A 24136-nucleotide genomic window follows, 5' to 3' on the forward strand; every position below is an offset into this window, starting at 1 on the left:
ATTTGATGAATACACGCGATGAAAAAATAAGTTTACTTTCTGAAATGATTGCTTTCGCAATTGTAGATGGGGAATTACATGATAATGAGTATGATCTTCTTTTATTAGTTTCAATCGAATTACAAATTGAGAAACCAGCATTTTTAGATTTATTCAGAAAAAGAGATGAGTTTACTGCAATAAAGGATGAATTTCACAGGGTGATACACTTTTACAGATTGGCTTTATTAATGCATATTGATGATGTATTACATGAAAATGAACTCATTTCCATAAAAGAAATCGGCATCAAAATGGGACTAAACCCTAATGCAACGAAAAGGATTCTTAAAACAATGGAAGAATCACCCGATAATTTGGTTGAACCCGAAGTGATACTTGCTGTTTTTCAGGAACAGCACAATTAATTTTTTCTTGAAGTGCTTTAATAGCATCACGTAATTTTGCTGTTTTTACTTCAGTTTTTGATCTATCTCGAATATAAGGGCATTAAATAAAAAAAGCGGAACTGTTGTCAGTTCCGCTTTTTAGTATAAGTATGCTTAAGATTCTTAGTTGTGGGTTACATCAAAACTTCCATTAGTAATGGTCACTGTTTCAGTTCCGTTTGAAGCATTAAAACTAAACGTACCCACTACATTATTGCCATTGTGCGAGGTAATCGTTGCTGTACCGCTTGTTAAATTGAATTCGGCCTGAGTTTCTGAGTTGCTAATACCAGCACCAAAATCTGAATTAGTCATTAAATTGTATGTGCCTGGGGTAACGTCTTTTGGAAAAGTTAAACTGTATATTCCAAAGTCGGCATCTAAATTAGCATTGTTTCCAAATAATGAAACGGAATTAGTAAAAGAATTTTCTGAAATCATTAGATATTTTGCATCACTCTCAGAGTCATCCATTGTGAAAATGGCACCACCATTTCTTGACAAACTCATAAATCCATTACTGTATAACTGAGAATTCATGTATGTAATTGTATTTAATTCTCCATTTGTGATAGCAATACTATCTCCGTTAAAATCAAACAATGTACCTGAAAAAGTACCTGAAAAAGTACCCGTTGTCAAATTTAAATCGGTAATTGTAATGGTAAAAACGCCTGTGTTTTGTGAACTTGTATAAATATTTGTTGCTGAAGGAGTACTATAAGTCAAAGCTCCTCCTGAATCACTAGAGAAAGTATAAGTACCTACAGCTAAATTGTCGATAGGGAATTGCATACTTACACTCGATTGGTCCATTTTGACTCCAATTATTTGAAGTACCATAACATCTTGACCGTTTACATCTATACTTTGGACATTTGCAATGGCTCCACCGTTAATTGATGCCCATGATTGCCCGTCAATGGTAGCAGTAATTGTCGAGGGAGTACTGGAAGGACCAGGATTACTAGTTGTACATGAAAATAATGTTGCAATAAGGATTAAACTTACTAAACTGCTGAATTTTTTTATCATTTTATAATGTTTTATTTTTTGTGAATATAGAGCATTATAAATGATTATGAAAAAATAATAATAATATGAAAGAAAAATCACATTTTTTCCTGTAATTGTTTTATTTCATCACGCAACTTGGCGGCTTGCATGAAATCTAAATCTTTCGCCGCTTTTTCCATCGATTTGCGTTTTTCCCGAATGATTTTTTCAATTTCAGGTTTAGACATGTAGGTGGTGTCTGGTTCTGCAGCTTTATTTAGAAGCGTGTGGCCTAATTCGTATTCGACCAAAGGATTTTTGGTGAAAGCGCTTTCTATTTTTTTGTTTAAAGCCTGCGGAGTGATATTATTCGCAACATTAAAATTAATTTGTTTGGTTCTGCGGTAATTGGTTTCATCAATCGTTTTTTGCATGCTGTTTGTGATTTTATCCGCATACATAATCGCTTTTCCGTTGAGGTTTCTCGCTGCACGTCCAATAGTTTGGGTCAGGGAACGATGACTTCTCAAGAATCCTTCTTTGTCAGCATCCAAAATGGCTACCAAGGAGACTTCGGGTAAATCCAAACCTTCACGAAGTAAATTTACACCAATCAAAACATCGAAAATTCCTTTTCGCAGATCCTGCATAATTTCAATACGTTCCAAAGTATCCACATCGGAATGAATATAACGACAACGAATGGAAACTTTTGTTAAGTATTTCGCCAGTTCTTCCGCCATTCTTTTGGTTAAAGTCGTTACCAAAACACGTTCATCCGCTTCGCAACGTAATTGGATTTCTTCAATTAAATCATCAATTTGGTTCAAACTTGGTCGTACTTCAATAACGGGATCCAATAATCCTGTCGGGCGAATGACTTGTTCGACAACCACACCATCCGTTTTTTGCAATTCATAATCCGCCGGAGTTGCCGAAACATAAATTACTTGGTTTTGCATCGCTTCAAATTCCTCAAATTTCAACGGACGATTGTCCATTGCTGCGGGAAGTCGGAAACCATAATCTACCAGATTTTCTTTTCTGCTTCTATCACCGCCATACATGGCATGCACTTGCGAAAGCGTCACGTGACTTTCGTCAACTACCATCAAAAAATCTTTTGGAAAATAATCCAACAAACAAAACGGTCTGGTTCCTGGTAAACGACCATCCAGATAACGGGAGTAATTTTCAATTCCGGAACAATAGCCTAATTCGCGAATCATTTCTAAATCGAAATTGGTGCGTTCTTCCAACCGTTTCGCTTCGAGATGTTTACCAATTTCCTTGAAATAATCAACTTGTTTTACTAAATCCTGTTGGATTTCCCAAATCGCATTTTGCAACACATCGGGTGAAGTCACAAACATATTGGCCGGATAAATGGTCAGTTTTTCGTATTTTTCAATGACTTGAGAAGTCTTGATGTCGAAAACCTCAATTTCTTCAATTTCATCGCCAAAAAAATGAATTCGGAATGGTTCATCCGCATAACTCGGGAATATTTCTACCGTGTCGCCTTTGATTCTGAAGTTTCCGGCTGTAAATTCGGCTTCTGTACGGGCATATAAGCTTTGTACTAACTGATGTAATAATTTGGTTCGGGAAATGACTTGGTTTTTTTCAACCGTAATCACATTTTTCTGAAATTCCACTGGATTTCCAATACCATATAAACAAGAAACCGATGCAATGACAATAATGTCCCGACGGCCTGAAAGTAGGGAGGAAGTAGTGCTTAAACGCATTTTTTCCAACTCAGCATTGATAGACAAATCTTTCTCGATAAAAACGCCGGTTGCAGGTATAAAAGCTTCCGGTTGGTAATAATCGTAGTAGGAAACGAAATATTCCACTGCATTATTCGGAAAAAATTGCTTGAATTCCGAATACAATTGCGCCGCTAACGTTTTGTTGTGTGCCAAAACCAAAGTCGGTCTTTGCACTTCTTCAATCACATTGGCCACAGTAAACGTTTTTCCGGAACCGGTGACACCTAATAAGGTTTGGAATTTTTCGCCATCAACCAAACCTTGGGCTAATTTTTCAATGGCTTGTGGCTGGTCGCCTTTTGGCTGATAATCGGATACAACTTGGAATTTCATTTATTTGGGGCAAAAAATTGAGATTGACAAAGTTACATTGGAATTCTATTGAAAAATGTTTAGGAAAACTTAAAATTTCCAGAGTTCTTGTTGCGTTTTACTCAAAAAAGTCCAGGCTACAATTCGACTATTTTTTTGACCTTGCGACATATCAATTGTTTTTACTTCCACCGCATTTACTTTGTTCAATGTTTTATATATACTGGAAAGGTTGTCTTTTTTGGAAACCAACGTAGTAAACCAAAAACATTGTTTTGGATACTTTACACTTTCATAAATCATTTGGGTTATGAAACCCAATTCACCACCTTCACACCATAATTCTGCATTTTGTCCACCAAAATTCAAAATAGGTTTTGTGGTTTTTGTGTTTTCTAAATTATTGATTTTTCTAATCGTGCTTTTTGTCGCTTCATCTTGTGAAGCATGAAACGGGGGATTGCATATAGTGAAAGCAAATTTATCTTCCGACTCCATGATGTTTTTAAAAATAAAACGTGCCTCAATCTGTAATTGTAAACTGATGGCATCAATCAATTTTGGATTGACTTCAATGATTTTTTTACAATTTTGAATGGCAACTTCATCAATATCGGTTCCAACGAAACTCCATCCATAAACGGAATTCCCTATTATCGGATAAATACAATTCGCACCAATACCGATGTCCAAACCTTGAACGGTATCGCCTTCGGGAATAATTCCATTATTACTTGAAGCCAATAAATCGGCGATATAATGAATATAATCGGCTCTTCCGGGAATCGGCGGACAAAGATAATTTTGAGGAATATCCCAGTTTTGAATATCGTAATCAGCTATTAACAACGCTTTGTTTAATGTTTTTACGGCTTCAGGATTACTGAAATCTATGGTCTCAATATCGTATTGATTTTTAGCGACAAATCCCCCAAGTTCAGGACAAATCAAAATTAATTTATTGAAGTCGTACCCTAATCGATGTTTGTTTCTTGGATGTAAATTGGTCTTTTCGGTAATTATTTTCGGTTTCATTTTTTCCATTTCGATGCAAAGATAAGCAATCCATTTTTGTTAAAAATCAGAAGTTTGGTTATATAAAAAGGAACTATTTTAATTATTGATTATAAAGTATTAAAAGGCACTTTTTTGTGTTTGAAATTAAAAATTGTCTACTTTTAAATAAATTAAAATTGTAATTATTTTATGCCGAATACGTCCGTAAAATCTCGATTTAAAATAAAATACATTCTATTTGGGCTGGTACTTTCCTATATTATTATGTGTCAATCATGCATGACGATGCGTACTTCACCTAAAAAAACGAAAGCTTTTTTCAATACTGCCAAAATCGATTTTTTAGATAAAAGTGTCGTTATCGATGAACATCAGCTTCACTATATACAAACTGGACAGGAAAACAAACCAACTTTGGTTTTTATTCACGGTTCGCCCGGAAGTTGGAATGCCTATAAAAAACTTCTGATTGATACACTTTTACTTCGAAAATACAGAATGATTGCCATTGACAGACCTGGTTTTGGCTATAGTGATTTTGGAGAGGCCGAAGATTTGAAAACCCAAGCCAAATTGATTGCCGATTTCTTAAAAACAGTGAATAATAAGAAACCAATTGCGCTTGTCGGTCATTCTTTGGGCGGACCCATAATTGCGAAAATGGCTATTGATGAACCTAATAAATACCAGCACTTGGTTATTTTGTCCGGTTCTCTTGATCCAAGCGCTGAAGAACCTGAAAATTGGCGGTATTTTATAAAAAAGAAACCGCTTCGATATTTAATTCCCGGTGCATTGCGGCCCGCAAATGACGAATTGTGGTGGTTGAAACAGGATTTAGTAGATTTGAAACCTTTTCTGAAAAATATTATATCTGATATTACTATTATTCATGGAACAAAAGACAGATTGGTACCTTATAGTAATGTTGCTTTTATGAAAAAGGAGTTCATCAATGCCAAATCTATGGATGTTATCTCTATTGAAAATGCAGATCATTTTATTCCTTGGACCCATTTTGACATCATTAGGAATGCCTTATTGAAATTGTAATTACAAATTTGATTTTATGATGCAGTGCAAACTTTTCTGGTTTTGGTTTCGCAATTTTCGTTTTTCAGTTTTATTAATACTCCGGTGATTTGCCTTTTAGCTATTTTCTTTTTTTTGGAAATTTCCAATTTTAAAAAACATATTCAAAACACCTAGAATAAGACCAACGGTTATTCCAATTATCAATGATTTTAAAAATAGTTTAAATAATAAATCAGTTTTTGTAAAATCAATACCAAATAATCCATAAACAAATGAACCTGCAAATATCCCTGCTGTAAGTGATAGAAAAGTTATTTTGAAGTAGAATAATTTTGTCATAATTAACCGTTTACTTTATTACTTTTAGTAAGGAGTTTTTTTAAACCAATAATGCAGGTTATGCCAAAAAATACAATGCATATTATCCCAATATTTTTTACAAAAGTTGGGTTTAAACTATCGCTTTGTTCAGATTTTGTTGAATACAAGTAGACTCCTAAAATCGTAAAAAGCATCGAACTTGCTATGCCAAATAATAATTTTGATTTGTTTGGCTTTCTTTCTTTATTAGTCATGAAATTTTTGATTAAAATCAATTTGATAGGTTCCCGTATTCAAAAGTCAAGTATTTCATCGGTTTAATTATTGTCCAATGATACAATTCAGCGCCACTATACAAAATAAATATATTATTTCTAAATTTTGAATTTAACTGGAGTGGCGGAAATATTTTACGACAGCCCAAATAAAGAAACTCAAGCCTAGTAAAGAAAATATATAGTATAAAACGGGGATTTTTGCTTTGAATATGATTGCTATGGTAAATAATATACATGAAATAATGTATAAATAAACCGGTTTCATATTTTTTAATTGTTGCATAAATTTTTAAACTTAGTATCGGTAAATATATTGTTTTTATTGGGATTGAGTTTTCATAAAAGTTGACTAAACGCTAAATGTGCAAATAATCAGCAACAAGTTAATTTTAGTCGAAGTTTATTCCAAATAAGAGCTGTTTTTGGAATTGACACAAATACGTGAACTATTGCAATTAAAATAGCCCCCGGCAAAAGATTGCTCACAATCAAATTAAAGATGGCATAACTTTGATAGTGTTGAAAATTGGAAACGATTGTAATTTCGCTGTCTGTCAGTTTTAATTTCAGAGACAGGAATACGGCAATTGATGAAAAATGAAAACCATTTACAAAAAGATGTAAAATATATTCCCAGCGCGGAAGTCCACCCATAAATTGTCTGCTGTCTTTTTCTAAATAAGCATCCGTGCCTAAAATAATAATATCAACTACGACAATCAACATCCCTATATAAAAGCTGACATTGCTATCTTGTTTTAAAAACAGGAAATACAAAATGCAAGGAAATAAAAGGGCTCTTATGGTATGTGTAAGATGTTCCTTTCTACTCTCCCGGTTGTTGTGGAGTTTGTATTTTAGAATATGCAAATAAAACCCATCGAATAGTGCTAACAATGCAAAAAGCACGATAAAAATTGAAGAAATTAAAAAAGCTACTTCCATATACATTGTTTTTTTAATGTTGGTTTATGATGCAAGATACGATGAACAGTATTTCAAGTAATATTCGGGTGCTTGCAGCCAGTGTTGGAACTTGTTACTGATAACTTAAGCCATTGATGCAAACCGCTGTTGGGTGTAGTTATTTGTTTAATTTATATAGATTTTCTAAAAAAGTTATCTTTTCATCTTCACTCCAATTATTTGTATAAACAAGTAGATTTAAAAAATTATTTTTAACTGAACCGAATAAAAATACATTATCGAGTTTCTTATCATTATATTTCCAAATTATATATTCTAATTCAGTATTCTCTTTGATCTTTTCCGTTTTGAATTTATTCTCTTTGTAATAATCTGAATCCCAAGTGTAAAACAATTTTACGTTTTCAAAATCTGATTTATTACTTTTATAAAAAGGATATGATTTTTTAGGGTTTTGAGCAATTGCAATAATTACTCCATCTATATTTTTTAAATATGTTTGACCAGAGTCATCCGCTGTATTTAATTGCTCCCAATTTCCAGGAATTTTTACTTCACCAGAATTTGTTTTTACATTAGAGTAATCATTAATATCTTGGCAAAAAATAAAATTTGGCAAGAAAAAAAGCATTATCAACATTAAATTTAATCTATTCATATTTTTGGTTTTATAATTACACACAACTTATTTATACAAGAATATTTTTTCAATGCGTACAAAAACGGATTGTTTGTAGCAGGACTTAATTTTCCTTTACTCCTACAAATATAACGATTTTACTTACTAAAATCCGCCAAAGTTATTAACAATAAACTACCGTATTCTCAGGGCTTTATATTCATAAAAAAAAGCAACTTCAACAATTTACTTGTTTTAGTTGCTCTAATAAGTTGTTAAAAAAATGGCTTACATTCCTGCGTTATCTGGTTTTGGTGTTATTGGTTCTGTTTGCTCAATTTTTATTTTAATAGCATCATAATTATCGGACTTAATACCAATTAAACCATAAGCGGTTTCCCCATTTTTAATGGTCATGCCATTAAGATTATAATCTGATAATTCTCTTTTAAATTTTTTGTTAGCAGAACTTGCAACAATCATATTTCCACCGGCTAATCCAGGTCCGATAACTACTCCGACAGGAGTGGAGCTTGTTATTTCCTGAGCACCATTTGAATTTGTGCTTGTGGTGTTGAAAGCTATTGGGGTTAACAACAAATACCACAAATAGGATGCGGGGCTTTGTTTTAAAGATTTGTAAACTGCTTCATTTTCAAGTACGTATAATTCGTTTTCACTACCATAGGTAAGTTTTACATCTTTACCGAAAATCAAATCTTTACCACTATAATTTTTTATTTTAACAGCAACCAATTTCACTCCTTTTTTTGCTTCTTTTTTTGCGTATTTTTTTTGAAGTAAATCGTATTTATACTCTAATGTCACCAAATTATTGGTCGTATTTGAGTTGTAATTCAAATTTTTTGGATCAATTGTTTTGTACCCTGATGCACAGCTATTTAAAAAAAGTGCACACGATAGCATTAAAATAAATTTAAAGGATTTCATTTTATAGATTTTTAAGTTAATTTTTTTAAGTCCGCAAACATAGTGTTTTACTTACAATAAACCAATCGAAATTATAATTCAAAATACACCTGCCGCTTTTTAAAGATTTTGCTTTTGACTAAAGAAGCTGAATTTAGCATAAACAACACTTTTCTCTGGTCATTTCTTTGATAAAAAGTAGAGATGCATGATCGTTTCGTTTTGATGCAATTTTAAATTTTCGTTAAAAATCATAGTTTTTGAAAGTATTCTTTTATAAAAAGGACTAAATTTGAGTAAAGCAAAAACATACAATTATGAAAAGAAATGCAACCGCAGTCTGGAAAGGTTCACTGAAAGAGGGAGCCGGAGTACTATCAACACAAAGCAAAACCCTGGATAATACCCAATATTCATTCAAATCACGGTTTGAAGAAGGCGTGGGAACCAATCCTGAAGAACTTATTGCCGCAGCCCATGCCGGATGTTTTACGATGCAGCTTTCCGCTTATATATCCGAAGCTGGTTTTGATGTTGAAAGTGTAGAAACTAAATGTGATATCGATTTGGTGGATGGTACCATTATTACCTCACATTTAACGGTAAATGCAAAAGTTAAAGGAATTACTGATGATGTTTTTCAAGGATTAGTTACAAAAGCAGAAAAACAATGTATTGTTTCCAAAGTACTAAATGCAGCCATTTCTTCGACCGCAACTTTAGCTTAGCCTTAATTATTTATATAAAAAAGCCCGTTTTGTTTGTAAAACGGGCTTTTGGCGTTTAATAAAATGTAAATCAACAATATCAATCCTTAATCTGTGAATTCCTAAGTTTTTAATTTTTAAATTAGCGTATAAATTTTATTTACATGAAAACGAATAAAACTTTTATAAGTGACCTTTCGAAAAAGGAATTTCCAATGGCGGATAAAGTTTCGGGAAAAATGATTCGAAATGGAATATTGACACTAATCAAAGAGGATTATCCTGATTTTAGCAGGGACCAATTCATATCAATCGAAGAGCTGAATTTGTATCGGGAGAAATATATTTCTGATTATTTGCTAGCAGAAATAGGGCAACTTTCTACTTTGGAAAACAAGGTTGTCGATTCTTTAACTGAGGATAAATCGTTAGTAAGTACCGTAGAGGAAGAGGTAGGCCAACGAACATATGGCCAGAAAGTAGCCGATAAAGTGGCTGCCTTTGGCGGAAGCTGGAAATTTATCATTTCGTTTGGCGTCTTTATTGTGTTGTGGATTTTGACAAATGTCTTTATTCTCGCCAACAAAGCAGTGGATCCTTTTCCGTTTATTTTATTGAATTTAATGCTTTCTTGTCTGGCCGCCCTACAAGCGCCGGTAATCATGATGAGCCAGAATCGTCTCGAAGAAAAAGATCGGGAAAGAGCCAAAAAGGATTATATGATTAACCTGAAATCGGAACTCGAAATCCGAATGCTGCATGAGAAACTGGATCATTTAATCATGCACCAACAAGAAGAATTAATCGAAGTCCAAAAGGTTCAGATCGAAATGATGAATGATATTCTGACCCGCGTGAAGAAATAGAATCAATAGTCGCAAATTCGAAGAATAATGTTTAATTTTGCGCTATTACCGGATGATTTCTCTCCATAAGTAGGAATTGGATTTTGAAAAATTAAAATAATTTCACAATGTCAGTTTTAGAAAAAACCAGTGCCGAAGGAATAATTGCTTTAGAAAATAAGTATGGTGCCCACAATTATCACCCGCTTCCTGTAGTTTTAAGCAGGGGAGAAGGTGTATATGTCTGGGATGTCGACGGTAAAAAATATTATGATTTTCTGTCTGCCTATTCAGCAGTAAATCAAGGTCATTGTCACCCGAAAATTATTGGTGCGATGATGAAACAAGCACAAACACTGACGTTGACTTCACGTGCTTTTTATAACGATCAATTGGGGCCTTACGAAGAATTTGTAACCAAATATTTCGGTTTCGATAAAGTATTGCCAATGAATACCGGTGCCGAAGCAGTAGAAACGGCGATTAAATTATGCAGAAAATGGTCGTATGAAGTAAAAGGAATTGCGGAACACGAAGCGCAAATTATCGTTTGTGAGAACAATTTCCACGGAAGAACCACCACAATCATCTCGTTTTCGAATGATGAAAATGCCCGTAAAAACTTTGGTCCGTACACGGCCGGATTTATCAAAATCGCTTATGATGATTTAGAAGCGTTGGAAAACACTTTGAAATCAACAAAAAATATCGCAGGATTCTTGGTAGAGCCAATTCAGGGTGAAGCGGGAGTTTATGTGCCAACCGAAGGTTATTTGGCAAAAGCCAAAGCACTTTGCGAACAATACAATGTTTTATTCATTGCCGATGAGGTACAAACCGGAATCGCAAGAACCGGAAAATTATTAGCCGTAAACCACGAAAACGTACAGCCTGATATTTTGATTTTAGGAAAAGCCATCTCAGGAGGCGTTTATCCTGTTTCGGCAGTTTTGGCGAATGATGCGATTATGAATGTGATCAAACCGGGACAACATGGTTCCACTTTTGGTGGAAATCCAATTGCTGCGGCAGTAGCTATTGCTGCGCTTGAAGTGGTTCGTGACGAAAAATTAGCAGAAAATGCGACTTATTTAGGGGAGCTTTTCAGAGCAAAATTAGACGAGTTCATCAAAACATCAAACATTGCGACTCTAGTACGTGGAAAAGGCTTATTAAATGCCGTAGTGATTAACGATACGGAAGAAAGTGATACGGCTTGGAATATCTGTATGGCTTTGCGGGATAACGGACTTTTGGCAAAACCAACACACGGAAATATCATTCGTTTTGCACCACCATTGGTAATGAACGAAGAGCAATTGCTGGACTGCGTCAACATTATCATAAATACATTGAAGCAATTTGAAAAATAAGCATTTAAAATGATATGAAAGTCTCGAGAAATCGGGACTTTTTTTGTTTAAAACAGTTTGGAGTAAGAAAATGTGAATTTATTATGGTTTTTTAAGAATCATGATAATTAAATAAAAGTATTATTATTAGTACGAAAATTTTGTTAAATTTGAAACCTAACTTTTAACAAACCCAATACTATGGAAGAAAATGCTGCTTTAGAAAATTTTGACATGAAACTGAACGAAACCGCAAAAGGATTTCTTAAAGAAACCGCTAAGTGGGCTTATTTTTTATCCATTCTTGGGTATATAGGGATTGGTTTCATTGTTGTTGCAGCTGTTTTTGCAGGAACGATATTCGCCGCTATGGGGAAAATGGGAGGCGGTATGGATGGCGGTATGCATCCAATGGGCTCATTAGGAGGTACCTTTATTACCATTCTATACTTGGTTATTGCAGTGCTTTATTTTTTCCCGGTATATTACCTGAATAAATTTGCCTCAAATATGAAAGCGGCTTTCAGAGACAACAATACAGAATCGCTTACCACTTCCTTTGAATATTTAAAATCGCATTATAAGTTTATCGGAATTTTGACGCTGGTTATTTTTGCTATCTACGCTTTAATATTTGTTATAGCTATTGTTGCGGGGATTGCAGCATTTGCATCATAAACATTAAATATTGTAAAATAAAAAATGTCCCGAATTTTTCGGGACATTTTTTATTTTATTGCTCTTGTTCGTATTCTATTTTTTCTTTCAAATTCTCCATCATATCTTTCATTCCTTCTTCGCCAACAACGACATATAAATAAATATTGACCATGAAATAAATGGCACTCAATACCACTCCGATTATCGCTAAAATTTTACCAATATTCAGGTTTTGATAATTTGAATATAATTCAGGGTTCTCGCGATACAATTTCATGTCTTTGTTCGCCAAAACCAATGCTATAATTCCTAATATTAATCCAATAATACCATAGCAGCAGCAGGTTAAAATTGATAATATTCCTAAAACGAGTACGGCGGTTGCATTGGGTAAATTTCTTTTTTCCATGGTTTAAAATAGTTAGTTAATAGTTTGTTATTTTGTAAATGTAAGAAATAATCATAATTACTGCGTTTGTAATCGCTAGTCCAATAATGATTTTGTGATAACTTCTGGATTTGTCTATGAAATGCAACCCCAAAAAACCAAACAAAAACAGGGTAGTGTAGATCGCAGGAAACATATGAAAAGCAGCCGAAAATTCTCCATTAAGAAGAAGCATAAAGGACCTTTGCGTTCCACATCCCAAACAGTCCACTCCAAATATTTTTTTGTTCATGCAGGGAATCATGTATTTTTCTATATCCAAAATCTGGTTAATTTGAGGTGCAATTTTACGAAAAAAATAATCATTCTCGAATAGTAAGTTTATTATTTTAAAGTTTCCTACTTTTGAAATCTGATACTAAAGAGATGAAAAAGTTTTTAATTCCGATAATGATTATCGCCATTCTGGTAGCTCTGTTCGAGCAAAGCAAAGCCGATAAAAATGTATATGTAATGGTAATTGCCATTGTTGTTTTTATGTTTGGAATGATGCGATTAAGTGCCAAAACGCCAAGTAAAAACCAAGATAAAGAAGAAGAAAATGTTCAATAAAGGAGATAAGGTTTCGGTATTGGATGAAGCCATGAACGGTATTGTCCTTTCGGTACAAAACAAAGAAGTTACCATTGAAACTGAGGAAGGATTCGTGATGACTTATTTTGTCAACGAATTAATTAAAGTAGACAATTCCAGTGACTTAAGCAAGGATATGGGAAGTTTTAATTTAAATCAAATTAAAAAGGAAAAAGAGGAGCCAAAAGCCCGAAGTTTCGTTAAGGAAAAGAAATCGAAACATGAAATTCCGGCTCCGGAGTTCGATTTACACATCGAAAAATTGGTACCGAATTTTAGAGGAATGAGCAATTATGACATCCTTACTTTGCAATCAGAAACGGCCAAACGCCACATCGAATTTGCCATAAAAAATCGCATTCCAAAAATCGTTTTTATTCACGGTGTTGGCGAAGGAATCCTAAAATCCGAATTGGATTTTCTATTGGGTCGTTATGATAATGTTGCTTTTCAGGATGCGAATTATCAAAAATATGGATTGGGTGCTACCGAAGTTTTTATTCTTCAAAATGTAAAATAAAAAAAAACTCAAATGTGAATCGTTGCAATCCGCATTTGAGTTTTTTAATTTTGAGTTTTAAAAATTAGGGTGTCGTCACATAATTCCCAAAAACATATTCTTCATAAACGAAAGAATTATCGGCATTGGAAAAAGTAATATTCCTAAAAACTATATAGTGATTGTAACCGGTTATCGCCTGCGTATCCGGATTAAGAATTTGGGTTGTCGTAATTTCGATAATACCGCTTACCCCTTCAATACCATTGGATGCAATCCATTCGTCAGAAACCGTTGGCGTTGCTTCGGGAATATCAGAACAAAAATACGTACTGGTTACCGGCCCGCTAAAAAGCCTGTATATGACCTGATTCGTACTGTTGATTACCAGCGTACGTGGTGTATCTACAGGTGTAACAGTGTTTTCGAATGATGTAGCCGGAGTTTGTAGAATTAATGCTTCGTTATTTTTAATTTTGAAATACAAATCATTGTTAACCGTACAATCGTTAACAGCAGCAGCAGTATCAAAATTGAAATTTTCCAAAGTGATATCGCCATCATCGCAACTGTTAAAAATAAATGCACAAACCAATAAACCCAAAAATCGTTTCATATTTATCATATTTGAAACAAAAATAAACAAAAAAATAAGAATTTTGAATTGAGAAGTCACAATGAAATCACAAACCTAAAAATTCATAACTTTGCCACAATGAAAAAAGTATATCTCGATAACGCCGCAACCACCCAAATACGCCCTGAAGTGATTCAGGAAATGACTACAGTAATGGCCGAAGATTATGGAAATCCTTCGTCAACGCACAGTTTTGGCCGAAATGCCAAAAGTATTTTGGAGCTTTCCAGAAAGTCAATTGCCAAGCATTTGAATTGTTCGGCACAAGAAATTATTTTTACTTCATGCGGTACCGAAGCGAACAATTGGATTCTTCGTTCAGCGGTGAGAGATTTGAAAGTAAAGCGAATTATTACTAGTAAAATTGAACATCATGCAGTTTTACATACGGTTCAGGCATTGCAAAGAGAATATGATATTCAGGTAGATTATGTGGCAATTAAGCCTAACGGAGAAATAGACATCACCGATTTAGTGGAATTGCTTTCCCAGGAAATATTAACCTTGGTCAGCCTGATGCATGTGAATAACGAAATCGGGACTGTTTTAGATTTGGATAGAGTAGGGCGCATTTGTCAACAACATAACGCGCTGTTTCATTCGGATACCGTACAATCTGTCGGGAAAACGGAAATAGATTTGAAAACTTTACCTGTAGATTTTATTGTAGCGAGTGCCCATAAATTCCACGGTCCCAAAGGAGTTGGATTTGCTTTTGTTAGAAAAAATTCAGGTCTTCAGCCTCTTTTTTTTGGTGGCGAACAGGAAAAAGGGTTACGTCCCGGAACTGAAGCGGTTCACCAAATTGTGGGAATGGCAAAAGCTTTGGAACTTTCCTATAGAAACTTAGAAACTGAAAGAAAGCATATTTCCGAATTGAAAAGTTATCTTATAGAACAACTCGAAATTGAATTTCCGGCTTTTGAGATCAATGGTACGCAAGATGGCTTTTATACTGTTTTGAATGTCATATTGCCTTTTTTAGAAGATAAAATCGCTATGATGTTGTTTAATCTGGATATGAAAGGCATAGCAGTTTCAAGAGGAAGCGCTTGTCAATCAGGAAGTATCAGGCCTTCGCATGTATTAGCAGAGATGCTTTCGGATGAAAACTTAAAAAAACCAAGTTTACGTATTTCATTCAGCCATTATAACACAAAGGAAGATATCGATTTGTTTATTAGTGGTTTGAAAGGGATTTAACATCTTATAAAGAATAGATTTAAATAAGAATTAGATTACTTTTAAGTATTGTTTTTCATTCAATTTTGATAAATTTGCCAAAATTTAAAAAATTTAAAAATGAAAAAATTATTTATTGTTGCCCTTTTTGCATTGGGGTTCTCTTCTACAACTTTTGCACAACAGTCTAAAGGAGATGTTGAATTAGGATTTAATGTAGGATACAATTCGTCAGCAGTATCCAATTCTGACGGAGAAAATACAAAAGCAGGCAACGGATTTAATGTTGGCGCTTCAGCAGATTATTATTTTTCTAATAGATGGAGTATCAAAGGGAAAATGATTTATGATCAAAAAGGTTGGAATGATGGTTTTATTAATTCTTTTGATCCGGCAGTTGGTAGTTATAATACTGATTTTAATTTGAATTATTTGACTATTCCTGTTATGGCCAATTGGCATTTTGGAAGCAAAAGAAACTGGTACTTAAATTTTGGACCTTATGCAGGTTTTCTTTTAAGTGCGGAAGAAACTGCAAAAGGGACGGATGTTAAGGATGCTTTTAATTCCACTGATTTTGGTTTGGCAATTGGAATAGGAGTGAAAATTCCGGTTACTGATAAGCTAAAAATTTCATTGGAATATGATGATCAAACTGGTTTTTCAGATATTTTTAAAGAAAATTCAGGTTCGGCAATTAGAAATTCAAGAGGAAGTTTTAACATAGGTGTTAACTTTTTATTGAAATAGGCACATACAATTTCGTCCCAAAAATCCGCTATAAAGCGGATTTTTTTATTTCTAATTTATATGCTACTTTTTCTGTTCCTTTAATTTTGCTTTTTCTTGTTTTTTAAAATAACCTCGAAATAAAAAATTGTGTTTTAAAGCTTCCATATTTTGGTTTAAACGAGAGCTGGCTTCATTAATATTGGTCATCGTAGAATCTATTTTCCCGACTAATTTTGGGTCATTGGAAAGATAATTTAAAGCCCCTTTTCCGTCTTTTATATTTACAATAGTTGCATTGAGATTGGTAATGGCTTTCTCTATTTCGTTGCTTGATTTGTCTAGATTGCTAACCACAGTTTTGATTTTATTGGCAACAGCAGAATCTTTTAAAACACCTACAACATTGTCTTTTTTATTTAAAGCAGTGATAAGTTTATTTAAATTCGCCACTGATTCCGATGTTCCTCTGCTGGTTAATTTTAAATAACGCATCGTTTGTTTTAAGTCTTTTGCCATAATTGAATCATTTATCAGTAAGCCAACGGTTCCTTTTCCTTGGGTAATTTCTTTGGTAATTTTGAGTAAATCTACTGTAAGCTGCGCTGCGTTTTGATTGGTTACATTGAGTGTGTTTAAAATATCATCGGTGCGAATACGATTTACGGAACGAATCAGATCACCTGGTTTAACTGGTGGTTCTGAACCTTTTCCCGGAATAATATTTATAATTACATTTCCTACCAAACCATCGGAACCTATGGTGGCAATGGCATCTTTCTTTATGTGACGGAAAATAGCTTTGTCAATAAGCATATTTACACGAATAGTGGTGTCATTAATCATTTCAATTTCTCTGACCGTTCCCACATTTATTCCAGAATAGCGCACGTTATTGCCTAATTGCAGTCCACTAACGTTATTAAAAACGGCTTCTAAACGATCTGTTTTTCCAAACATTTTTTGCTCATTGCCAATAAAATAAACCGCAAGGACAAAAATTAATAATCCGATAATTACAAAAAGTCCAAGGCGAATTTTTTGTGATGTTGTTTTTTCCATTTTTATACTTATTTAAAAAATGCTTGCACTTTTGGATCCGTTGAAGCCGATAATTCTTCAAAAGTACCTTCGGCATAATTAATACCATCGACTAATAAAATCATTCTATTCGAAATCACTCTGGCACAATCCACATCGTGAGTGATAATAATAGAAGAAGTGTTGTATTTTTTCTGAATAGTTGTCATTAACAATAAAATTTCTTTTGAAGTTATGGGGTCTAATCCAGTGGTAGGCTCATCATACAGGATAATCTTTGGTTGGAGTATCAAAGTTCTTGCAAGAGCAATTCGACGTTTCATACCACCGGAAAGTTCTTCAGGCATTAAATTCATAGTATGTGCCAAACCGACGTTTTCCAAGGCTTCCATTACCATTGGCGTGGTGTCTTTGATGACTCCAAATTTTTTCTTGTGTCGTCTTAATGGAAATTCTAAATTTTCCCGAACGGACATCGAATCATAAAGTGCACTTCCTTGGAAAAGAAAGCCAATTTCGGTACGAAGTTCATCCAAATCCTCATGTTTTAGTTCATTAATATTTTTGCCCATTACAATAATAGTCCCGCTATCAGGAGCTTCTAATCCAATGAGACACTTTATCATAACCGATTTTCCGGAACCGGATTTACCCATCACCACCAAGTTTTCGCCTTCATTCAAATACATATTAAAACCATCCAAAACATGATTGTCACCAAAACTTTTTCTCAAGTCTGTGATTTCTATAATGTGTTCTTGATTTGAGTTGGATGTATTCATAATTTTTTAATAATAAAAAATATTAGTGACAAAAACGGCAACAAAATCAATTATAAAAAGGAGCATTGAAGTAAAAACAACCGCGGAATTAGCGGCAAGACCCACACCAGCTGTTCCTTTTTTACAATTATAACCTTTGAAGCAACCCACAAGTCCTATGGCGAATCCAAAAAAGAATGTTTTAGTCGTAGCCGGTATCAGATCGCTGAATTCTAAGGCCTCAAAAACCTCATTATAATATAATAAAAGGGATACATTTCCTTTAATATTTTCAACGAGATAGGAACCATAAATGGCAATGGCATCACCAAAAATAACGAGAATCGGAAGCATAAAAGTAGTAGCCAAAATCCGGGTAACCACTAAATATTTAAAAGGATTGGTTCCCGAAACTTCCATGGCATCAATTTGTTCAGTCACTCGCATGGAACCCAATTCGGCTCCAATTCCGGAGCCAATTCGTCCCGCACAGATTAAAGCCGTTATAATTGGGCCTATTTCTCGAATAATTGAAATACTTACCATTGATGGCATCCAGGAAACGGCACCAAATTCAAGAAGTGTTGGTCTTGATTGTAATGTAAAAACCAATCCGATGATGAATCCGGTAACAGCAACAAGCAGTAAGGAACGGTTTCCCATATAAAAACATTGCCGAAGAAATTCTTTAAATTCATGTGGAGGCTTGAAAACTTCTTTAAAAAAACGACCGGCAAAATAGGAGAGTTCACCAATTTCAAGCAGGAAGGCTTTGAATAATTCGTTTATTTTAAAAATACTATTCATTTGTATATGAATTAATTTTTCACGAAAAGAGGCTTTTCAAATATACGATTATTCTGTTAATTTTCAGTTGATTAGTATCTAAAATTATCCTTTTTGGTGATGCTTTTATAGGGAAGAAAAGGAATTGAATATAATAAAAAAAATATCAGTATTGGTTAGCGCTTTTTTCTTAGTTATTTCCATTTATGGATATAAGACAAAGTATCAATTTTTTTACTTCTGGGAACCTAGTTATAAAACTATCAAAGTGTATGAAAATGAAAAAGCGATGAAGTTTCATCGCTTTAATAGATTTATTTTTTTAGTGTAGTGGGCGAAGTATCGCTGTTCCGACAATCTCGGAACAATTTCCATTTGCCCTTTTTTATTGTGATATTGTGTTTGAAATCAGTTGTTAAAAAGAATACGGTTTATTATTTTAATGCATTCTTCAGTACTAGTATTATTGGTGTTTATTGCGACACTATTATCGTTGTAGGGCTGATATCTGTTTGAATTGGTAACTGAAAATAACCCAACTGTAGGCGTTTTTACTGCACTGGCTAAATGCATAATTCCACTATCAGCACCAATGAAAATTTCTGTATTTGCAATTAGCGAACCAATTTCACGAATGTCTTTACTGTAAAATGTTGGTGCTTTGAATGCTATTTGGGAAACATTTTCAACAGGTAAAACTTCAATAATATTGTAATCTTTGTATTCCGATTTTAATCTCTCATAAAATTCCTCCCACCAGGATTCCGAATAACATTTATCACCGGTTGCATAGGTAAACAAGCAAATTGTCGGTTTCTCGTTAGTCACTATTTTTTTTAATTCTTTATGACCTTCAGCAATTTCGACAGGACTTAACTTGAGATCTAATGATGCCATTGGGTTGTCGTTTTTATCGAACCCTAATTTGGTTAAATAATTTCGAAAGTTATAAATCGGAGATTTTGCCATGTGTTCATAATCGTCATATTCCGATTGGAAATCTTCATCAACATCGCCAAAAAATTTGTATTTTGCATTAGCAAATTGCGTGGCTAATCTGCCGGATGAAGAGCCTTTATCCACATTTATAACAATATCATATTGTTGTCTTTTGATTTTTATCCATACCTGAAAATACTTTATCAAGTGGTTAAAAGGTTTTTTAGGCAGCTCAATTATGTAATTAATATTTTTATAATTTTTAAATATAGTCGGTGCTAAAAATCCTTTTACGAACAAATCAATTTTACAGTCGGGAAAAGTTGTTGTGATTTCTTGTACAAGCGGTGTAATCAATAAAAGGTTTCCCAGCCTCGCATTAGGCCTGCAGATTAAAACTCTTTTTATTTCAATTTTAGCGGTCAAATCAATGTTTCTATTAATATGTGAATTACCAATGTTTTTAGTAATGCCGCGCATAAAATTCCTTCTGAATACATTTACCCTTTTTAAGATATTCATACTTGTAAAATATTATATATTATTGAACTCGTCTTTCGTTAAAAAATTAAAAACGGAGTTGAGGATATTTATGTTACATAGACACAAAAAAACACAACCCAAAATGTAACTCGTACCTGACAAATGTACAATATGTAAGGTTATAATTCCGTTTATGCCAGAGAATAAAACAGAGCAATTTTCGAATCCAAATTCATTTAAAAACAGGGTTTAAATACTGTCTGTTTTAAATAATTATACTTGAGCAATTAATAAAGGAAAATTGGTAATTCATATTGGCGGCTCCCGTCTTTTGCACTGGATTCAAATAGAATTAAATGTAAGGTCGAATTTGCACGTTTCTTTTGTACATCAATAGTAAATTTAAAATTTCCCCATTCTGGAGCCCCGGCGTCGGTCATTTGAAAGCCTTTTTTCAGTTCTTCTTGTCCATCCTCTACTACCCAACTAAAGTTTGCTTCAAAAATTTGTCCCTTACCTTGTATAAGAAATTTATGGTCATCAATTTTTTCCACAGTTACTTCTTTGAATCTCTCATTGAAATAAATATTTATTGGCGGTAAAGAATCTGTTGGTTTTTTTGTTTTTATATTTTGAGCTGGTTCTGAATGGATTTTTAAAGTATCAATATTAGTAATTGTTTCGTTTTGCCGCTTGTTACTATTACATCCTACCAAAGTAATTGCCAACAAAAAAAAGATGTATCTCATAGTAAAGTGTTTAAGATATTTATTATTGCGATTAATCAAAGCATTCCATTAACAGCAAATCACCTTCGTCATGTTCAATAACTACAATGCCATCTTTGGCCACATGATTGCTGCTTCCGGTTCGGTAGCCAATGGTTAGATTGTCATTCTTTAACGGATAAAATAAATTTTCAGAATGAATTCCTGTTACGTGACCAATAGGAATTAACGAAATAGGCGTATTGGCAGGATACCATTTTTCGAATTTCTTGGGTAATAGAAAAACTTTTGAATGGTCATCGATAATTACGATTTTTAATTGTTCCCGGTAGCGTACGATATTGGTCAGATTTGTTATCGTATGGTCTGCACGTTTTCCGGTAGCCCAAACCACGTTAACCGCAGGGATTTTTCGCTCAAAGAGGTAATCAAACGCTTTTTCCAAATCTGTTTTGTTTTGGTCTGGCGTGTGTACAATCTCAAGAGGATATTGTTTTTCTTTATAATAATTGGCATCGAAACCACGGTCGAAATCACCCAATAATACATCTACTTTTATGCCCAATTCTAGGACTCGTTCCATAGCCGAATCGAGTACTATCACCAATGGAGACCATTCGAGCAATTGTCCTAACAATTCATTACTACAAGCAGCGCCATTGGCAATGATTAAAGCAGGTTCTTGGTCGTCGCGAACGATGTGGTGTGATGACATAATTATAGTTTATAGCAATTATCTTTTTAGGGTAAAATGACCCTTTACTTCTTGTCCGTCTTTTAAAACGGCATAAAACCAGTAATCAGTTGAAGGCAAATTTCTTTTATTGGAAGTTCCGTCCCAACCTGGAGAATTAGGTTCAATTTCATAAATAAATTTACCATATCTGTCAAAAATAGCAATAGTTTTTATATCTAAAAAGCTCCCTTTAAAATTCCAAAAATCATTTATTCCATCTCCATTAGGAGTAAAATATAAAGGATAACCAATTACATAAAATTCTCCAAAAACAACTCCACATCCATTTAAGTCTTTAACATAGATGATATGATTACCAGCAATTATATTTTCAAAAACGTTGCTCGTTTGATAAATTCCATCGGAATAATCTAAAGAATATACGTAGTTTCCTGTGCCGATTGGGTTTACGACTAAAGAATAATTTCCAATGCTTCCCTCGATTGTATAATTTATTGTCGCTTTTTCGGAATTAACAACTGTTATTGTTCTTGTTGCATTACAACCAAAACTGTTTGTTATTTGAACTGAATAAATTCCTGCTTCATTGACTTGTATCGTTTGAGTTGTTTCGCCATTAGACCATTGAAAAGATAAAACTTCATTTGTATTTAGATTTCCCGCTGAAAGAATTATTTTATCAGGAAAGCTGTTTAAACAATAAAAAATTTCGATATCTGAATCTAATTGAGGTTTTGGTTTTACAATTAATTGAAACGAAGTAATATCAGAACATTCACCAACGACATTTGCCTGAATTCGAGCAAAAATTGTTTGCGGATTACTGATATTAGTATAATTGGCAGGTAATGGATTATCATTGTTTTCTGCTTCTATTAATGAGAGATGGTAAGAAATAGAATAATCTGATGGTGATTGACTGCCTAGAATTTCATTGTTTTTATCAGACAATGTAAATAACGCAGTATTATTTGAATCTCCACATAAGATAAAATTAGTGGGTTGATAGGCAACTGGAGATGCAATGATTTGGATTTGCTTGGTAAAAGTTTTGGTAGTTGTTGCAGTTTGAATTGTTAATGTAACGGTATAAGTTCCAGTAGCCATAAAAATATGACTTGGTTCTTCCAGAGTAGATGTATTATTAGAGGAACTCAGATCACCAAAATTCCAAGATTGGGAAATAACATTTTCAATTTCCGGGATTTTGAATTCGGTAGCACTTCCATAACAAAAATTAGAAGAGGTGAAATTCAGGCCCAAATAAGATGTAATAAAAGAGGGTAAACCATAATAGCAAACATTTGACCCTAAACTGACCGCATTTGGAATAAATTGGCAGCCAAGTCCAGGTGTGTTAGGGCTATTTATTACGCCTAAAAAAGCACAATTATTTCTAGCCACATAGATTTTTTGATTTGGTGCCAGTTGCAGTGCTGCGATAGTACCTATGTTAAATTCATCGGAAACAAACTCAGCAACTAAGGTTTTAGATTGATTGATCAGAGTAGTGTTTTGACTTTCAACATCATATTGAAAAATTTGAGAAGTAAAACTTGGAGAGTCAATTCTGGAAACATAAAGGAACTTACTGTTTGATGAAAACTCGATTCCATAGGCTCCAAGATTATTTGAATTTAAAGACGATGTTGAAAGCAAATTCAATTGTCCTGATGTATTGTTGAATTTAAAAAGCTGCATTTCGCTTCCGGTTCCACTATTGGCACAAGCTACAAATTCTCCATTTGGTGAAGATTTCATATAACCAATTGTTCGTTGAGGATCATTACCGAGCGTTGTTCCAACATTGGATGTTATCGGTGCGTTAATTCCTGACGGCGTAATTTCATAACAAACAAATTGGTTGCTATTGTACTTATGTGATATAACCCAAAAATTAATTCCATTAGCGTGCTGAACAACTGTAATTTTTTCCAACGTCGGAGTAATTAAAGCATTGTTTTTTGAAGTAACATCGCCTAATCCATTATCCAAAGTTAAATCAATAATACTATAATTTAATCCGTTTGATTTGCCAATTTCATCAACAGTAAAAACATAGAAAATATTTGTATTATTTGGTTTTGGAATGATAATGGCAGATTGGGTACTTGACGGATCGCCAAACAAACCATTACCATTTGGCATAACCAAATGATTTCTATTCCAAATTTTCACACCATTTGTATAAAAAAGTAAGTTGCCAGAATCATCACAAAGTGTTGCGCAACCTTCAAATGTATCCAATTGGCCATCATTGAGACTAACAGGATTTGAACCCGTATTAAAGCTAATTCCCGCTTTACTTCCAAAATACCAAATACCAGCCGGACTCTGACTATAAGCAAAGTTTATGAAAAATATTATTATAAAAAATGGTAATCTCATATTACTTATATAAGTTTCAAATATAAATGATTTTGTGAATAAA

At 33.7% G+C, this 24136-nt stretch carries 28 protein-coding genes; 10 read left to right on the forward strand and 18 right to left on the reverse strand.

Features of this window, described 5'->3' with window-relative positions; translation table 11 throughout:
* The first annotated feature begins 5 nt into the window (after window positions 1–5).
* A complete protein-coding gene (locus VI621_RS12155) occupies window positions 6–407 on the forward strand; it encodes an excinuclease ABC subunit B (RefSeq protein ID WP_324218666.1) in 402 nt (133 codons plus the stop codon).
* A 144-nt stretch (window positions 408–551) separates the two neighbouring features.
* Here VI621_RS12155 and VI621_RS12160 read toward each other — a convergent pair whose 3' ends face one another.
* The 3 genes from VI621_RS12160 to rlmF all read right to left on the reverse strand — a co-directional run bounded on the left by VI621_RS12160 (window position 552) and on the right by rlmF (window position 4546).
* On the reverse strand, window positions 552–1463 hold the full coding sequence (locus VI621_RS12160; RefSeq protein ID WP_324218667.1) for a hypothetical protein: 912 nt from the start codon (window positions 1461–1463) through the stop codon (window positions 552–554).
* 77 nt (window positions 1464–1540) lie between these two features.
* Window positions 1541–3532: an excinuclease ABC subunit UvrB gene (gene uvrB, locus VI621_RS12165; protein ID WP_324218668.1), complete on the reverse strand. Its 1992-nt coding sequence runs from the start codon at window positions 3530–3532 to the stop codon at window positions 1541–1543.
* 69 nt (window positions 3533–3601) lie between these two features.
* Window positions 3602–4546 carry a 23S rRNA (adenine(1618)-N(6))-methyltransferase RlmF gene (gene rlmF / locus VI621_RS12170; RefSeq protein WP_324218669.1) on the reverse strand — a complete coding sequence of 315 codons (945 nt, stop codon included), beginning with the start codon at window positions 4544–4546 and terminating at the stop codon, window positions 3602–3604.
* Between the two features lie 171 nt (window positions 4547–4717).
* Between rlmF and VI621_RS12175 the strand changes: the two genes are divergently transcribed.
* On the forward strand, window positions 4718–5581 hold the full coding sequence (locus VI621_RS12175) for an alpha/beta hydrolase (RefSeq protein WP_324218670.1): 864 nt from the start codon (window positions 4718–4720) through the stop codon (window positions 5579–5581).
* Between the two features lie 96 nt (window positions 5582–5677).
* On the opposite strand, the gene VI621_RS12180 is transcribed toward VI621_RS12175, so the two are convergent.
* The 5 genes from VI621_RS12180 to VI621_RS12200 all read right to left on the reverse strand — a co-directional run bounded on the left by VI621_RS12180 (window position 5678) and on the right by VI621_RS12200 (window position 8659).
* Window positions 5678–5902 (reverse strand): hypothetical protein, encoded by a 225-nt coding sequence (locus tag VI621_RS12180; protein ID WP_324218671.1) that lies wholly within the window; start codon window positions 5900–5902, stop codon window positions 5678–5680.
* A 2-nt stretch (window positions 5903–5904) separates the two neighbouring features.
* Window positions 5905–6138, reverse strand: coding sequence for a hypothetical protein (locus VI621_RS12185; RefSeq protein ID WP_324218672.1), 234 nt, complete (start codon window positions 6136–6138; stop codon window positions 5905–5907).
* Window positions 6139–6534: 396 nt separating this feature from the next.
* Window positions 6535–7107 carry a hypothetical protein gene (locus tag VI621_RS12190; RefSeq protein WP_324218673.1) on the reverse strand — a complete coding sequence of 191 codons (573 nt, stop codon included), beginning with the start codon at window positions 7105–7107 and terminating at the stop codon, window positions 6535–6537.
* A gap of 139 nt (window positions 7108–7246) precedes the next feature.
* Complete coding sequence (locus tag VI621_RS12195; RefSeq protein WP_324218674.1) at window positions 7247–7747, reverse strand: hypothetical protein; 501 nt, start codon at window positions 7745–7747, stop codon at window positions 7247–7249.
* A 249-nt stretch (window positions 7748–7996) separates the two neighbouring features.
* On the reverse strand, window positions 7997–8659 hold the full coding sequence (locus VI621_RS12200) for a hypothetical protein (RefSeq protein WP_324218675.1): 663 nt from the start codon (window positions 8657–8659) through the stop codon (window positions 7997–7999).
* Window positions 8660–8955: 296 nt separating this feature from the next.
* Between VI621_RS12200 and VI621_RS12205 the strand changes: the two genes are divergently transcribed.
* The 4 genes from VI621_RS12205 (at window position 8956) to VI621_RS12220 (ending at window position 12220) form a co-directional block, all read left to right on the forward strand.
* On the forward strand, window positions 8956–9366 hold the full coding sequence (locus tag VI621_RS12205; RefSeq protein WP_324218676.1) for an OsmC family protein: 411 nt from the start codon (window positions 8956–8958) through the stop codon (window positions 9364–9366).
* A 143-nt stretch (window positions 9367–9509) separates the two neighbouring features.
* The gene (locus tag VI621_RS12210; protein WP_324218677.1) at window positions 9510–10211 is read left to right on the forward strand and encodes a DUF1003 domain-containing protein; all 702 of its coding nucleotides are present in this window, start codon (window positions 9510–9512) and stop codon (window positions 10209–10211) included.
* 107 nt (window positions 10212–10318) lie between these two features.
* Entirely contained in the window at window positions 10319–11563 is a 1245-nt protein-coding gene (gene rocD, locus VI621_RS12215; protein ID WP_324218678.1) for an ornithine--oxo-acid transaminase, read from the forward strand.
* Between the two features lie 180 nt (window positions 11564–11743).
* Window positions 11744–12220 carry a DUF5362 family protein gene (locus VI621_RS12220; protein WP_324218679.1) on the forward strand — a complete coding sequence of 159 codons (477 nt, stop codon included), beginning with the start codon at window positions 11744–11746 and terminating at the stop codon, window positions 12218–12220.
* A gap of 55 nt (window positions 12221–12275) precedes the next feature.
* Here the strand turns inward: VI621_RS12220 and VI621_RS12225 are convergent, their stop codons facing one another.
* Window positions 12276–12611, reverse strand: a complete 336-nt coding sequence (locus tag VI621_RS12225) for a CCC motif membrane protein (protein WP_324218680.1) — start codon at window positions 12609–12611, stop codon at window positions 12276–12278.
* 16 nt (window positions 12612–12627) lie between these two features.
* Entirely contained in the window at window positions 12628–12894 is a 267-nt protein-coding gene (locus tag VI621_RS12230; RefSeq protein ID WP_324218841.1) for a DUF2752 domain-containing protein, read from the reverse strand.
* A gap of 122 nt (window positions 12895–13016) precedes the next feature.
* On the opposite strand from VI621_RS12230, the gene VI621_RS12235 reads away from it, so the two are divergent.
* Window positions 13017–13202 (forward strand): hypothetical protein, encoded by a 186-nt coding sequence (locus tag VI621_RS12235; RefSeq protein WP_324218681.1) that lies wholly within the window; start codon window positions 13017–13019, stop codon window positions 13200–13202.
* Window positions 13192–13743: a Smr/MutS family protein gene (locus tag VI621_RS12240; RefSeq protein WP_324218682.1), complete on the forward strand. Its 552-nt coding sequence runs from the start codon at window positions 13192–13194 to the stop codon at window positions 13741–13743. The genes VI621_RS12235 and VI621_RS12240 overlap by 11 nt, the downstream gene beginning before the upstream one ends.
* A gap of 64 nt (window positions 13744–13807) precedes the next feature.
* Here VI621_RS12240 and VI621_RS12245 read toward each other — a convergent pair whose 3' ends face one another.
* Window positions 13808–14338, reverse strand: coding sequence for a hypothetical protein (locus tag VI621_RS12245; protein WP_324218683.1), 531 nt, complete (start codon window positions 14336–14338; stop codon window positions 13808–13810).
* A 99-nt stretch (window positions 14339–14437) separates the two neighbouring features.
* On the opposite strand from VI621_RS12245, the gene VI621_RS12250 reads away from it, so the two are divergent.
* Both VI621_RS12250 and VI621_RS12255 read left to right on the forward strand, forming a co-directional pair.
* Window positions 14438–15562: a cysteine desulfurase family protein gene (locus VI621_RS12250; protein ID WP_324218684.1), complete on the forward strand. Its 1125-nt coding sequence runs from the start codon at window positions 14438–14440 to the stop codon at window positions 15560–15562.
* A gap of 99 nt (window positions 15563–15661) precedes the next feature.
* Entirely contained in the window at window positions 15662–16291 is a 630-nt protein-coding gene (locus VI621_RS12255; RefSeq protein WP_324218685.1) for a porin family protein, read from the forward strand.
* Window positions 16292–16354: 63 nt separating this feature from the next.
* Here VI621_RS12255 and VI621_RS12260 read toward each other — a convergent pair whose 3' ends face one another.
* The 7 genes from VI621_RS12260 to VI621_RS12290 all read right to left on the reverse strand — a co-directional run bounded on the left by VI621_RS12260 (window position 16355) and on the right by VI621_RS12290 (window position 24093).
* Entirely contained in the window at window positions 16355–17332 is a 978-nt protein-coding gene (locus tag VI621_RS12260) for an MlaD family protein (protein ID WP_324218686.1), read from the reverse strand.
* 8 nt (window positions 17333–17340) lie between these two features.
* The gene (locus tag VI621_RS12265; RefSeq protein WP_324218687.1) at window positions 17341–18093 is read right to left on the reverse strand and encodes an ABC transporter ATP-binding protein; all 753 of its coding nucleotides are present in this window, start codon (window positions 18091–18093) and stop codon (window positions 17341–17343) included.
* A gap of 6 nt (window positions 18094–18099) precedes the next feature.
* On the reverse strand, window positions 18100–18879 hold the full coding sequence (locus VI621_RS12270) for an ABC transporter permease (RefSeq protein ID WP_324218688.1): 780 nt from the start codon (window positions 18877–18879) through the stop codon (window positions 18100–18102).
* Window positions 18880–19266: 387 nt separating this feature from the next.
* Window positions 19267–20319, reverse strand: coding sequence for a glycosyltransferase family 9 protein (locus VI621_RS12275; protein WP_324218689.1), 1053 nt, complete (start codon window positions 20317–20319; stop codon window positions 19267–19269).
* A gap of 248 nt (window positions 20320–20567) precedes the next feature.
* Window positions 20568–21029, reverse strand: a complete 462-nt coding sequence (locus VI621_RS12280; protein ID WP_324218690.1) for a Gmad2 immunoglobulin-like domain-containing protein — start codon at window positions 21027–21029, stop codon at window positions 20568–20570.
* A 31-nt stretch (window positions 21030–21060) separates the two neighbouring features.
* Window positions 21061–21723, reverse strand: coding sequence for a thiamine diphosphokinase (locus tag VI621_RS12285; protein WP_324218691.1), 663 nt, complete (start codon window positions 21721–21723; stop codon window positions 21061–21063).
* Window positions 21724–21741: 18 nt separating this feature from the next.
* The gene (locus VI621_RS12290; RefSeq protein WP_324218692.1) at window positions 21742–24093 is read right to left on the reverse strand and encodes a T9SS type B sorting domain-containing protein; all 2352 of its coding nucleotides are present in this window, start codon (window positions 24091–24093) and stop codon (window positions 21742–21744) included.
* Between the last annotated feature and the right edge of the window lie 43 nt (window positions 24094–24136).

This window comes from Flavobacterium sp. (genome assembly GCF_035292545.1).
In the GTDB taxonomy this organism is placed as follows: domain Bacteria; phylum Bacteroidota; class Bacteroidia; order Flavobacteriales; family Flavobacteriaceae; genus Flavobacterium.

Bases quoted from the DNA above. Each gene is read 5' to 3' on its own strand.
- VI621_RS12175 (WP_324218670.1), top strand. From the start codon at position 4,718: ATGCCGAATACGTCCGTAAAATCTCGATTTAAAATAAAATACATTCTA.
- VI621_RS12285 (WP_324218691.1), bottom strand. From the start codon at position 21,723: ATGTCATCACACCACATCGTTCGCGACGACCAAGAACCTGCTTTAATC.
- VI621_RS12210 (WP_324218677.1), top strand. From the start codon at position 9,510: ATGAAAACGAATAAAACTTTTATAAGTGACCTTTCGAAAAAGGAATTT.
- VI621_RS12270 (WP_324218688.1), bottom strand. From the start codon at position 18,879: ATGAATAGTATTTTTAAAATAAACGAATTATTCAAAGCCTTCCTGCTT.
- VI621_RS12155 (WP_324218666.1), top strand. From the start codon at position 6: ATGAATACACGCGATGAAAAAATAAGTTTACTTTCTGAAATGATTGCT.
- VI621_RS12250 (WP_324218684.1), top strand. From the start codon at position 14,438: ATGAAAAAAGTATATCTCGATAACGCCGCAACCACCCAAATACGCCCT.
- VI621_RS12235 (WP_324218681.1), top strand. From the start codon at position 13,017: ATGAAAAAGTTTTTAATTCCGATAATGATTATCGCCATTCTGGTAGCT.
- VI621_RS12200 (WP_324218675.1), bottom strand. From the start codon at position 8,659: ATGAAATCCTTTAAATTTATTTTAATGCTATCGTGTGCACTTTTTTTA.
- VI621_RS12190 (WP_324218673.1), bottom strand. From the start codon at position 7,107: ATGGAAGTAGCTTTTTTAATTTCTTCAATTTTTATCGTGCTTTTTGCA.
- VI621_RS12185 (WP_324218672.1), bottom strand. From the start codon at position 6,138: ATGACTAATAAAGAAAGAAAGCCAAACAAATCAAAATTATTATTTGGC.
- VI621_RS12180 (WP_324218671.1), bottom strand. From the start codon at position 5,902: ATGACAAAATTATTCTACTTCAAAATAACTTTTCTATCACTTACAGCA.
- VI621_RS12220 (WP_324218679.1), top strand. From the start codon at position 11,744: ATGGAAGAAAATGCTGCTTTAGAAAATTTTGACATGAAACTGAACGAA.
- VI621_RS12245 (WP_324218683.1), bottom strand. From the start codon at position 14,338: ATGAAACGATTTTTGGGTTTATTGGTTTGTGCATTTATTTTTAACAGT.
- VI621_RS12260 (WP_324218686.1), bottom strand. From the start codon at position 17,332: ATGGAAAAAACAACATCACAAAAAATTCGCCTTGGACTTTTTGTAATT.
- VI621_RS12255 (WP_324218685.1), top strand. From the start codon at position 15,662: ATGAAAAAATTATTTATTGTTGCCCTTTTTGCATTGGGGTTCTCTTCT.
- VI621_RS12205 (WP_324218676.1), top strand. From the start codon at position 8,956: ATGAAAAGAAATGCAACCGCAGTCTGGAAAGGTTCACTGAAAGAGGGA.
- rlmF (WP_324218669.1), bottom strand. From the start codon at position 4,546: ATGAAACCGAAAATAATTACCGAAAAGACCAATTTACATCCAAGAAAC.
- VI621_RS12225 (WP_324218680.1), bottom strand. From the start codon at position 12,611: ATGGAAAAAAGAAATTTACCCAATGCAACCGCCGTACTCGTTTTAGGA.
- VI621_RS12275 (WP_324218689.1), bottom strand. From the start codon at position 20,319: ATGAATATCTTAAAAAGGGTAAATGTATTCAGAAGGAATTTTATGCGC.
- VI621_RS12265 (WP_324218687.1), bottom strand. From the start codon at position 18,093: ATGAATACATCCAACTCAAATCAAGAACACATTATAGAAATCACAGAC.
- rocD (WP_324218678.1), top strand. From the start codon at position 10,319: ATGTCAGTTTTAGAAAAAACCAGTGCCGAAGGAATAATTGCTTTAGAA.
- VI621_RS12160 (WP_324218667.1), bottom strand. From the start codon at position 1,463: ATGATAAAAAAATTCAGCAGTTTAGTAAGTTTAATCCTTATTGCAACA.
- VI621_RS12195 (WP_324218674.1), bottom strand. From the start codon at position 7,747: ATGAATAGATTAAATTTAATGTTGATAATGCTTTTTTTCTTGCCAAAT.
- VI621_RS12240 (WP_324218682.1), top strand. From the start codon at position 13,192: ATGTTCAATAAAGGAGATAAGGTTTCGGTATTGGATGAAGCCATGAAC.
- uvrB (WP_324218668.1), bottom strand. From the start codon at position 3,532: ATGAAATTCCAAGTTGTATCCGATTATCAGCCAAAAGGCGACCAGCCA.
- VI621_RS12280 (WP_324218690.1), bottom strand. From the start codon at position 21,029: ATGAGATACATCTTTTTTTTGTTGGCAATTACTTTGGTAGGATGTAAT.
- VI621_RS12290 (WP_324218692.1), bottom strand. From the start codon at position 24,093: ATGAGATTACCATTTTTTATAATAATATTTTTCATAAACTTTGCTTAT.
- VI621_RS12230 (WP_324218841.1), bottom strand. From the start codon at position 12,894: ATGATTCCCTGCATGAACAAAAAAATATTTGGAGTGGACTGTTTGGGA.